This window comes from Myxococcus virescens, assembly GCF_900101905.1.
In the GTDB taxonomy this organism is placed as follows: domain Bacteria; phylum Myxococcota; class Myxococcia; order Myxococcales; family Myxococcaceae; genus Myxococcus; species Myxococcus virescens.
In genome coordinates this window covers 1-11,801 of the sequence record NZ_FNAJ01000036.1, presented here as the reverse complement: position 1 = coordinate 11,801, position 11,801 = coordinate 1, and the positions used below count along the sequence as shown (strand labels likewise).

At 65.0% G+C, this 11,801-nt stretch carries 6 protein-coding genes and 1 pseudogene; 6 read left to right on the top strand and 1 reads right to left on the bottom strand.

Annotation, left to right across the window (positions count from 1 at the left end; all coding sequences use genetic code 11):
• Positions 1 to 703 precede the first annotated feature (703 nt).
• The gene (locus BLU09_RS40175; protein ID WP_090495990.1) at positions 704 to 919 is read right to left on the bottom strand and encodes an ATP-binding protein; all 216 of its coding nucleotides are present in this window, start codon (positions 917 to 919) and stop codon (positions 704 to 706) included.
• A 558-nt stretch (positions 920 to 1,477) separates the two neighbouring features.
• Between BLU09_RS40175 and BLU09_RS37745 the strand changes: the two are divergent.
• The 6 genes and pseudogenes from BLU09_RS37745 to BLU09_RS37720 all read left to right on the top strand — a co-directional run.
• A pseudogene (locus tag BLU09_RS37745) lies at positions 1,478 to 1,639 on the top strand (IS3-like element ISMxa2 family transposase); the annotation flags it as partial.
• Positions 1,640 to 2,110: 471 nt separating this feature from the next.
• A complete protein-coding gene (locus tag BLU09_RS37740) occupies positions 2,111 to 2,293 on the top strand; it encodes a hypothetical protein (RefSeq protein ID WP_090495989.1) in 183 nt (60 codons plus the stop codon).
• Positions 2,294 to 2,352: 59 nt separating this feature from the next.
• Positions 2,353 to 4,104: a tetratricopeptide repeat protein gene (locus tag BLU09_RS37735; protein ID WP_090495988.1), complete on the top strand. Its 1,752-nt coding sequence runs from the start codon at positions 2,353 to 2,355 to the stop codon at positions 4,102 to 4,104.
• Between the two features lie 269 nt (positions 4,105 to 4,373).
• Positions 4,374 to 9,788 (top strand): protein NO VEIN domain-containing protein, encoded by a 5,415-nt coding sequence (locus BLU09_RS37730; RefSeq protein ID WP_167371238.1) that lies wholly within the window; start codon positions 4,374 to 4,376, stop codon positions 9,786 to 9,788.
• A 449-nt stretch (positions 9,789 to 10,237) separates the two neighbouring features.
• Entirely contained in the window at positions 10,238 to 10,465 is a 228-nt protein-coding gene (locus BLU09_RS37725) for a hypothetical protein (RefSeq protein WP_090495986.1), read from the top strand.
• Between the two features lie 130 nt (positions 10,466 to 10,595).
• Positions 10,596 to 11,758 (top strand): IS3 family transposase gene (locus BLU09_RS37720; RefSeq protein WP_090488796.1). Its coding sequence is split into 2 segments (ribosomal slippage): positions 10,596 to 10,845 and positions 10,845 to 11,758, totalling 1,164 coding nucleotides; the frame shifts between segments, so codons are not numbered across the junction.
• Positions 11,759 to 11,801: the final 43 nt, after the last annotated feature.

Genomic DNA, 11,801 nt, shown 5'->3' with positions numbered 1-11,801 from the left:
CTTCTATTTCAGTTCGGCGTCTTCTGTCAAGCTGCTGTTTCGCCGTCCTGCTGGCTTCCGGAGTCTTCAGCGCCGCCCAGTGGCTTCCGCTGATTTCCTCCAGAGGGGCGCGGTTTCTACCGCTTCGCCGCCTTCCCTGTCAACCGCTGCTTCGTTGACTCCCTCGACTCTTCCGCCCTTGCTTCCGGGCTTCTTCGTCGGGGCGCGGCTTCTACCACCACCGCGTCTCCTGTCAACTCGCTGCGTTGACTGCCGTATTCCGTATTGTCGTACTGACTCGCTCGAAGTGCCTTCCGCGCCAGTGCGCGGGCTTCTTTGTGAGGGGCGCGGCTTCTATCACCGCCGCGTTTTCTGTCAACCGGAACCGTTGACCACCCTATTCCGTATTCTGGTGGACGAAGAACGTTCGCTGCGACACGACACGCGGACCTGGCGCCGTCTCCGCACCTGCAGTGCAAGTTGACGTGGACGCGGCGGCGAAGGGGCCCGCGCGGTGCTGAACACCTTCTGGCGCCCACAGTCGCGGCGCTGCTGGCGGTGGGCAGCCTGCTCCGGCCGCGCACGGGGCGGTCGCGGTAGAAACCGACACTGCTGCTCCCCCACACAGCGCCCAGACGCGGCACTACCGCTCTGAGCGCTTGGCATGGGTTCTAGCGTGGAGCACCTCGTTGGGCCACGGGGCTGAATGCGAGCAGGGGGGGCTTCACCGCACGATGAGCCGGTTCATTCGTTTCCAGTTCATCCGGGCGCGTTGTGCTGTGGAGTTGCCCCCTAGAGTTACCCCCTCAAGTCCGACAGGAACAGTGAGGCGGAACAGCGAGCCGCCCCCCCTCAGGGAGCTCATCCCCAGCGCGGGCGCGAGGAAGCTCTTTCCCACGCCCGCTGGCCCCGTCAGTAGCACGTTGTGCTTGCCTGCCACCTACTCCGAAGTGGACAGCTCCAGCACCTGCGGCTTCATCAGCCCGCGGGCGTGGGCGTAGCCGATGCCCTTCACTCATGCCTGCTGGCGCAGTTTCGCACGCAGCAGGCGCGCACTCTGCTCCTTGTTCTCCCGACACATCCACTCCGCGTCCGCCAGGAGGCCCGCCACGTCAGTGGCACTCAGCACCGTGTCGGCCCGCCTCTCCAGTCAGCCGCTCAGGTAGTTTGCCATGCCGTGCAAGCCTCAACGCGTTGAGACTCCCCAGCGTCTGGACCACGAGCATTCATTCGTCTCCGTCAGTCGCGGTGTCCAGCCTGCGCGCCGTATCCGTCCAATTAGTGACGTGGCGCGCGCGGTTGCAGGTGGACGAGGGCCGTGTTCGGCGAGCGCCGCGACAAGCGAGCGATTCAGAGGCTGGGTTGGAGAGGTGCGGCACGCGGGTCAGCAGTACGCCGACGTTTCCACTCGTGGGGTAGCAGTTCGTCGATGCGCGAGTTGGGGTGGTCTGTCCCCCGATTTTCGGACCAGTTGAAGCGTGAGCGAGTCCTCGCGGCCAGGAGGCAGGTGCGGTACGCCATGGGGAAAGGCGTGTCGCGGCGCCCGGCGTGCGCGCTACTACAGGTGGCCCGCAGCAGCCTGGGCTACGCCAGTCACAAGGACGCAAAGGACGCAGCTCTGGTGGCGCAGTTGCGCGACATCGCCCAGGCACGCCCTCGACATGCACCTCAGGGGCACGTTGGAGGGCACATAACCGGAAGCCTGCCCAGAAACGAAAAAGGCCCCCGAGTCTTTCGACTCGGAGGCCTGGTTCGGAGTGCCCAGGGCGGGATTCGAACCCGACACGGGAGGATGGAAAACCTCAAGCAGGACGCGCCTTTACCCTACATCCCCTTGATTTTACCAGGATTCGTCGTCCCGCCCTATCCCACCCTATCCCACCTGAATCCGTCTGATTCCGCGCTGGAGGGGCACATACGGGGCACATGCGGGATGCCCCGTCCATTAGGCGCCGCAGGGCTCAGATTCCGCAGTGGCCCGAGTCCCAATGCTTACTGAAGCTACTGTAAGTACGGGGCTTTTCCCGATGTCCACCGGACTTGGGTCGTCCGGGGGCGCGCTCTCTGGCTCCATGGCGGCGTTCGCGCATGGGGCGCGGACGTCACCAGTCAAAGCTGCACGGAGAGAACAATGGGTAGGAAGAGCAACTACACCCCGAACGACCACCGGTCCATCATCAAGAACCCGAACAACCCCGCCTACCACTACAACAACGGGAATCGGGGGAGCCAGATGAACCCGCAGCATCCCAACTACCAGGGCGGTCAACCGGCCACGGGCGGCAGCAAGGCCACGAACGGCAACAAGAAGTAGGAGCGAACACGGATGGGGCCAGCGGCGATGCCGCTGGCTCCTCCGTGAGGCGAAACGACATGAGCTACTTCAATCTTCCGAGCGGCTCGGGCATCGAGTACCCGCGAAGTGGCCGACTCCTGGGCGAGGCGGCCGAGCTCCTCCGGCTGAAGGGCTTCCTCCGGAACGCCGAGGACTTCAGCTACAAGACCGCGCAGCGCGTCTTCGATGATGACGTGGCGGTCGCCAGGGAGAAGTTCGACGCGGTGCTGAAAACGCTGGTGGAGGCCATGTTCCCCGCAGCGCTCGTGCCCACGGACGTGCTCCCCGCCACCGAATTCGAGCCGGTTGCCTGGGCTCTCGCGGTGACCCGTGAAGCAGCCGAACGGTGGGACGAGCTCGCGGCGTTGATGAACAGCCTGAGCTTTCCCATCACCGAAAAGCGCGACGCCCCCATCCCGTTCCTGCGCCTCTACACCCTGGATGCGGGCATTCGCTGGGGGGCGTATCAGGTCCTGCGAATCGAGCACGGCCAGCAGCCCACATTCCGCCCCGTCTGGATCGAACGCGATGTCTTCCGCCGCGTGATGAACAAGCTTGGAGGTAAGAGCGTCACGGTGGCCAAGCTGGCGAAGCTGGCGCGCGTCTCCAAGAACACGATGGACTCGTGGCGTACAGGGAAGAGCGAGCCGAGCAACGAGAATCTCGCCTTCCTTTCCGACGCCCTGGCAGTGAAGGCGGGAGTGCCTGCGGAAGAACTGAACGCCCGGCTTCGTCTCGCTGCTGGTGCCGCCGCGTGCCGCTCCCGGCTCGCCGGCCTCATTGGCGAGGAGCGGCTGAGTGACTTCATCAAGGCGTTCGAAACCACGGCGCGCCTGACGAGCGACGTGCTGCTGACCGTGGACCTCGGCCGGACTGAGCGCCGGGGCAAGCTGCTCGATATCATCCACCGCGGCGCCCACTCGCAGCTTGGCCAGATGCTGTGTGACCGTCTGGCCGAAAAGGCACGATTCCATCAGGAGGTCATGAACGATCTGCTTGCCCTCCCGGGACCTTGGCACAACCGCCTGAACGCGTGGGCCAAGCAACTGGGGACGATTCCCTTCGCAGGTGAGCCCATCGCGAAGGAGCTCAGGATTCCCGCCAAGAAGGCCCAGCAGATGATGCCCTTCATCCGCGAGATGCTGTTGCGGATGGGCAGCTACGATGCGCAACCACCCGAGGGAGCCCACGTCGTCACGCTTTCCGGACCGCCGGAATTCAAGGCGCGGAACCGCGCCAGCCAGGCGGGAGATGCGTTCTCCCGAGGAGATCTCCGCTCGGCCATCGAGCACATGCGGATCGCAGTGCAGTGGGACCCCTCGGATGCCGGACATCACTACACGTTGGGGGCCTACCTCGGGCATACGGTCTCACCTGGACAGCACCAGTTCCTGACCGAGGCCCTACACCACTGCGTGGAAGCTGCGCGTCTGGCCCCCGATTTGGACCGGCCTCCGACCGAGATCGGCATCATTCTCTCGAACGCTGGGAGATACGAGGATGCCGAGGAGGCGTTCGCCCAGGCGGAGCCGGTCGCGAGCAAGTGGGACCACTTCCACTTCACTCGAGGAGTGAACCACTTGTTCGCCAAGCGCTTCCACGCGGCCATCCCATGTTTCCGCCGGGTACTCGAGTTGGACCCGAGGCGCGTTGATGCGGCTGCGAACTTGGTAGCAGCGCTCGAAAGCACGGGACTCAGTGAGAGCGATGAAGCAGTCAAGCTCCGCCGCGAACTCGATCGCAAGACCTCCCGCTGGCGCGAGTTGATCCGCGCACCTCACCCGGTCTGAAATAAGGTCCACGTAACTGGAGCAAGCCTACCTCGCTTACCTGAAAGGACATGGCCCATGCGCCTCCACCCCCGCCGCCCACTCCGGCATCCCGGCTGTTCGGTGGCAAGGCCATGGCCTTGGAATCCTCATAACTCCGCGCCACAGGTGAGTCTGCAACGATCGAGCAACGGTAAGATGCGTGAGCGAGAGGTGCGGATACCGCCTCGTCCACGAACACTCCGGACGTTCTGCGACGACAGGGGACGAGCGTGATGTTTGAGGGAGAAGTGCCCGCGGCGCTTCGGGAGTTGTGGCGACAGCGCGCCCACCTCCTCGCATCGAACGTCGCGACCCATGGCCGGGAGCACCGCGAGATCGCGCACGCTGCGGCGCTCATCCGGCAGGACTACCACGACCGTTTCCTCGTCGAGCTTCTCCAGAACGCGAACGACCAGGCACTCCGCGGAGAAGTGCACGACTCGACGGTCGTAGTGGTTCGGTCCGAGCGACTGCTCGCGGTGTCCAACGGCGGCCAGGTGTTGACGCCCCAAAACCTGGAGCGAATCAGCTCCCTCGCGGACAGCGACAAGACCGGCATGCTCGTCGGCAACAAGGGCGTCGGCTTCAAGGCGGTGTACCAGGTCACCGGCGCGCCCGAGTTCTACAGCGCGGCGGAAGCGGAGGCTTCCGGCGCATCGGGCGACGTCTTCACCGACTTCGGGATCGGAATCGCCCTGGAGCAGGAGCCCTTCCAGCAGCAAGCACTGGTCGCGGCGGTAGAGGACGACATCCGCACGTTCTTCACTGAGAACGCCGGGCTTGCGCGGTCGTTGGCGGAGAGGGGCTTTGAAGAGCCGATGGACGCGGTTCGGCCCGAGCTCGCGCGGGTGGCCGGATTCAAGTTTCCGCTTGCCCGAACGCGAGACGCTCTCCTCGAGCGCCTCGCCGAGCTGCGCATCCCAGAGCCAGCACAGCGATTGATACGCACCCTCGTCGTACTCCCCCTGCGTGACCAGCGTGCAGCGGACGACGTGGCCCAGGCAATTGACCGCCTGGTGGGTGCCGGGAATGGCGAACCGGGTCAAGCGGAGCTGGCTGTCCTGTTTCTTACCGGAGTCTCAACGGTCATCGTCCTCGACCACGTTCGCGACCTTCGCTGGACCTTCACGCGCACGATCGCGGGTGCCCCTGGATCGCTCGCCGAGGCGACGGTTTCGGTCGTCGAGCCAGGAGGCGTAGTTCGCAGCACACACTTCTGGCTGCTCCAGCGTGACGCTCTTGCGGGCGCCGCGCCGGTCGCCGCCGAGCGCAGGCGATTGGTCACGGATGCGCTCAGTGACTTCGGCCTTGAGACCTGGACGGAGGACGACCCTCTCCCTGTCACGATCGCGCTTCCGATGCCTCGTGGCGAACGCCCAGCACCGCTCGGACCGGCTGGGCGCTTCTGCCTTGGCCTACCAACGCAGCAACCCACTGGATTGCCCGTGCATGTGGATGCCCGGTTCTTCGCGACGATCTCGCGCACGGGGCTCGACTTCGCGCTGCCCTACAATGCTCTGCTGCTCGAGGTGGCGGCTGAACTCGTTGGCGAATTGCTCATCCGTCTCAGGGCATCGAACCGGATCGAAGAGCGGCGAGCAGCGACGCTCGCGCTGCAGCGCAGTCCCGGTGCGCTTGCCAAGCGTGTATTCGAGCCAGGCGGCGTTGCTGACGCCGACGTGGTGCTGACCTGGGGCGGTGAACGCTTTGCTCGGCGCGGCGAATGCAGGTTGCCCGGGAAGAATGAGCGGACACTCCTCCCGTTTCTGCGCGATGTGCTCCCCGGGGTGCCGGACCTGCTCAAGCGACTTCCAGACGAAGGCCTGCTGATAGAGGTCGCAGACGTGTTGGCGTCCATTGACCTGCCCAAGCTGGAGTCGCGTCCTCATCCTTGGCTCGAGCGCACACCGAAAATGATGAGCGCCGTCGAACTTGCGGCGCGACGTCATCGCAACGAGGGGCCCAGCTATTGGGAGGGTTTCGCGATTGCGCTCCTGGAGTGCTTCGATGCCGCCGACCTTCAAGAGCAAGCGTGGCTCCCTGTTGGCAGCACCGAGCTCGCGGCCCCCGCGCAGCGTGTGTTTCTTCCCGCTCCGGTAGACCCCCAGGGCGACGAAGAGGAGGTCGCAAACGTCCCCTCCCGAGTCGCAGCAATGATCCGGCTGCTCGACAGCGGCGCAATGCGCTTGCGCGAGGATGGCCGAGCGCTGACGAAGCTCGCGCTTCGCCTTGCCGACCAACGGCTCGTGCGCCGGCCGCGCAAGACGGAGCTGCTCGAGGAGGCTCTATTCCCGGCCTTGGTGAAAGCGTCGGTCAACGATAGCGAGCTTGCTCTTGAGCTTTTTGGCCAGGCGGTCGCGTGGATCGCCTCGATGCGAGAGGTATCGCGCAGGAAGCTGGATTGTAGTCTTGCACGCGTGCCCGTCATCGCTACGACCGGGGGCGGTGTCTCCTGGGCGGAGGCGAATAAGTGCTACCTTGGCGAGGGATGGGGCCTGTCGCGCGACCACGATCGGCTGCTAGAACAAGCGTATCCTGGTCGGCGCCTGCTGCCTCTTCGCGTGCTCCGTGAGCGGTTCGGATTGGCAGAGGAGGCCCTGGCCAGTTGGCGCGGGGCTGTCGAACTCATGGGGGTCAAGGCGGTGCCTCGGGTCGTGGTTTTCCCGAACCGCAGCGCACCACTCGAGAGCTTGAACCGTAGACTCTACGTCGTTGGCAATCCTACGCTTGGGAAGCCTGAGCTCGACGCGGTCTATCGCGTCTACGTCGAGTACCTCGCGACGCACCCAACGCGTTGGATGCATCGGCTCCCGCATGACGTCAACCAAGTGTGTTGGATCGACGGTCTTGAGGTCGCAGAACGGCGGCAGCCCATCGTAGACCTGATGCTGATGCACCCGGACGTCTATCTACGACACCACAGCGTCTCGCTGGGTCGCGTGGGCACTCACGTTGTCGATCCCGTCGCGTCGATGTGGGTCGTTGCGTTGGCTTGCCTCGATTGGGCCGTTTTCCCTGGAGAACGAGGCGTGGGTCGCGAGCCCGTCCGAGTACCTGCTGGGCAGCTCTGGCGCCTGCCCGATGGAGCGCGTCGTGCGGGCTACGCGCAAGTGCTCAACGTCGTCCCCCACAACTTGGCCGCGGCGTCGAGCTTGTTGAGAGTGCTCGGCGTGCCTTCGGTCGAAGATGCGCCACTCGCGCGGTTGTTCGGCGCGCTCGGCGAGCTTGCGTTACGCCTCGACAAGGAGCGACTACACACCCGGCGAGAGGCGCTCTCGCTCGCGATCGAGCTGTATGCGCGGATTGACGAGCGCTTGGAACACGAACCGGCCCAGCGGGTCCCCCCCCACATCACGGTGCCGCTGCTTCGAGACCGGCGCCTTGAGGCTGTCAAACCGATCGACGAGGGAGTGCTCGTCGTCTTCGACGATGAGCCCTCGCGAGCTCGCCACGTGGTCGGGCTCGACCGAGCGTTCCGAGTCCCCGTCGCACGTGATGCGACCGTGGATCGGCTCTACGCGCTCTTCGCTCGCTCGTGGGGAACGGGCTGGGTCCTCCGAACTTCGACCGCCAAGGTCGCCCTGGAGTTTACGCCGTCGCCAGGTGACGCGGAGCGGTTCCTGTCCTGGTTGCAGCGGGAGTATCCGCACAGCGAAGTTGCCGCCGAGTTGGCCGCGCTGCTGACGTTCGGAGGTGAGCGTTCGATCCGCTCGGAGCCGGTCAGTCGCAACTGGAAGGCCTTCGAGAGGCTGACTGTCGTTTTCGGTTCGTTCAGGGATCCAAGGGTCGTGAGCTTCTACGATCGCGCGGCGGACAAGCTGCTGGTGTCCTCGACGCTGGAGAAGCACGACGTCGTCGCGATGACCTGGGAGCTAGTGGGCGCCCGTTCTCGCGATCTCTGGGCAGGGTATGCACATGCTCTTCGCGACGGAAGCACTCGGTCGTTCCTTCGCGAGCGCGAAATCACCGACGTGGAAATCGTCGATGTCGCCGACGCAGCCGGGCTCCATCGATCGATGAGCGTCGACGGCCTCGCCCCCGCGCTATTGGCCGCGCGCTGCCACATGGTTCCGGGCACGAGCCTTGAGGATGCAGCTGCGTGGTTCGCCTCCGTGGGCGACCGGCCCGAGGATGTGGCGCGCGCGCTTGAACGACCGGATCTCACTGCCGTCTTGACCGCGGCGCTGGAGCAGCGGGCTCCGGAGGGGGAAATCCAGGTCGTTCGGTACCTCGGAGTTCCTTGGCCCCTTTGGCAAGACGCCGTGCTGCGACGCGACGGTAAGCGCTACGCGTTCGTGGAGTCGGAGCTACGGTACAGAAGGGCTCGCGAGCACGTTGTCGCTGTCGCGCGGGAGATTGGAGCGAGAGAAGCGTCGGTCGATCTGGCTCTCCTCGGGACCGCAATCTCTGACGCACTCGCATCACCCACGCCCGATGACGTGCGGTTTCTTCCTGTCGAAACGGCCGCGCCCGACGACGCAGCGTGGCGAGCAGTCCGCTTGGCGGTCTCGTCGTTCGATGTCGTGGTGCGAGCCCTCGAGGAGCTTCCGCCTCCGCCCTGGGATTCTGAACTCCCGACTCCCAGGGATGCGACGCAGCGCGGCGTTCGCTTGTACCGAGATGTCGCGGCCACCACGCGCGAGATCGATGCCACGACATCTGTGAAGGCGGTCGTGCAGGTCGCAGTGCGGCTGGCGGCGTCCTTCAATGAGCAGGTCGACGGCGCGAGCGTCTTGGCCGACGCGCCCTTCAACGCACGCATGAGTGGTGAGTGGGCGCACGTATACTCGGCGCTTCTCCTTCTTCGCCCGCTGCTTGAGGCCACCGCACCGGAGACGGTGAAGAAGCTATCGTCCGTCCATGCGTTCCGCGAGCCCACCACGGAGTCGTCGTTGATGGCCAAGCTTCCGGAAATTCCGCGAACGGAGCCGGAGGCACCACAGCCGAAGCAGTCGGTCCTTGGGGTGGAACTGACGGCAGTGGAGCTTCGCGCGGATTTGGCATCGGGCGCTGACGGAGTTCTCGGAGGCAAGCTGGCGGAGGCAGCCGCGAGAGGGCTCGATCCGGTAATCTTGTCGGGTGTTCGGCCCCAGCTGCCTCCACCGAACGGAAGCGGCACATCGGGAGGCGGCGGGGGTAGCGGGGGCTCAACATCGCGCCCGCGCCGGGAGCCTGAACTGGTGGGAGATATCGGGGAAGCGTTGGTCCATGAGTGGCTTGCTTCAGTGCTAGGAGCCGACTACGGGCCCGACTGCTGGGTTTCGAAGGCGCGCGAGCGATACGGCTTTCCAGCCTCCGGCAATGACGGCCTCGGGTACGACTTCAAGGTTCCCGATCCGAAAGGTCGCTTGTTCGGCAAGCCTGCCGCCGCGTTTCTGCTCGAAGTGAAGTCGACATCGACAGATGGTAGCGGCCCTTTCCCCATGTCGCGCGCCGAGTGGGACCAAGCCCGCCAGTGCCATGAGGAAGGGGGGGATACCATCTACATCATCCTCCGAGTGTTCGAGGCTGACAGCAACCCTCGGATTGGCGACGTGGTGATGGATCCCTTTGCCGCTCATAGGCGCGGGGAGATTCGCTTGGCGGAACGAGACCTCTGGGTCACGGTCGCTACCCCAAGCGGAGGCAGAACAGATGCCACAAGACGCGAGCACAGCGTCTGAGGCAACGGCGAAGGCGGAAGTAAAGAAGGATCGCATGCCGCGACTGGATGGGATCGGGCTGCTGCGCGGAGTTTCGCGCTAGACGTCTTCGCCTGCGCCCGGTGCTTCATCCAGGCGACGCATGCTGGCGTACATGACGGTGCCTCATCGGCCGTCCCCTGCCCTCCCACGATCCATCTCTCCGTCCCGGGTATAAGCCCTTGGCGGAGTACCTCCGCTGACGTTCGGATGACTACGACGGCCATCTGCTGGAGCTGTGCGTCGTAGAGGCCCGAGCGCCCCCTACCCCACTCAACCCTGCGCCTCGCTGGCGTGCATCATGCGCGCTACACGGGCTCCATGCCCTCCTTGCGTGCGCTGCATGGAGGACACCGTGAAGAAGATGATCCGCGCAGTCGGAGCTGGCGCGTGTTCCGGCCGATGACTCTCGAGAGGCCAAGATCCTCAGCTTGGCCCTGAGCGAGTCCAAGGTCCGTAACCACGAGCTGGCCGGGAAGATGGCGCGACCCTTCCGGCTGCGCCTTTACACGGTAAAGAGGCACCTGACGAAGGGGCTGCTGCTGCACATCCGGTTTCTCGTGGGCAGCAGGAAGGCGCGGACGGACATCATCCCGGGCTGCTTCGAGGCGCATATCGAGTTGATGCTCAAGTCCCGTCAGAGAGCTCCGCCCCCCTGACGCAGCATCCGAAATCGAGGGCTCCCGGTGGGTATCAGCACATGAGCCCCCAGGAAATAACTCCTGGGCCTCCACCTGAAGTTGCCCCGTTTTCGCGGAGTCCTACTCGCTGTGCGAAAAGGACCCCACGATGCCGAAGACACGTCCCCCGTACGACTCGGAGTTCCGGCAACGCATTGTTGAGCTGCACCGGTCCGGCCGGTCGTTGAAGAGCCTGGCATCCGAGTTCGGATGTACCGAGCAGAGCATCCGCAACTGGAGCAAGCATTCAGGAGGTACTCCCAGCAGTGCCCCCAAGCCCGGCCTCGGCGCGGACGAGAAGGCTGAGTTGGAGAAGCTGAGACGCGAGGTACGCACGCTGCGGGAGGAGCGCGATATCCTAAAAAAAGCTGCGGCCTGGTTCGCTCAGGAGGCCGCGGCGACGCCCAAGCGGCGTACCGACTCGTGAGGGCGAATCAGGCCGTCCACGCCGTTTCCACTCTCTGCCGGGTGCTGGGCGTCTCCGAGAGCGGCTATCATGCCTGGCTTACGCGGCTGCCCTCCAAGCGCGCCGTGGCCGACGCCCAGCTGGTTGAGCGCATCCGCGCCATTCACGCCAGGAGCCGACAGACGTACGGGGCCCCCCGCATCCATGCGGAGCTGGCCGCCGAAGGCGTCTGCATCGGCCGCAAACGCGTCGCGCGCCTGATGCGTGCAGCCAACCTACAGGGGGTGAGCCAACGCACAGCATGCACCACGACGATACGGGACGAGCGGGTGCGTCCGGCTCCGGACCTGGTCGACCGCCGATTCGAGGCGCCCGGGCCAGACCAAGTCTGGGTCGCCGATATTACGTACGTGCCCACCTGGGGTGGATTCCTCTACCTGGCCGTGGTGATGGATGTCTGGAGCCGCAAAATCGTCGGCTGGGCCATGGCTACTCACCTGCGAACTGAGCTTGTCCTGCAAGCGCTCGAGATGGCCTTGCGGCAAAGGCGCCCCACTGGCGTCATCCACCACTCGGACCAGGGCACCCAATACACCTCGGTAGCCTTCGGACTGCGCTGCCGGGAAGCCGGCGTGCGTCCCTCCATGGGCAGCGTGGGGGATGCCTACGATAACGCCATGTGCGAGAGCTTCTTCGCCACGCTCGAATGCGAGCTGCTAGGCCGTCGTAGTCTTCGCTCGCAGGCAGAGGCGCGGATGGCCCTCTTCGAATTCATCGAGGGTTGGTACAATCCACACCGGCGGCACTCCGCGCTCGACTACGAATCGCCCGCCAACTACGAAAAGAAGTACCGGGCTGCCGCCTGATGGCGATAGCCCGGGACACTCTGCGGAACCGGGGCAGCTTCAG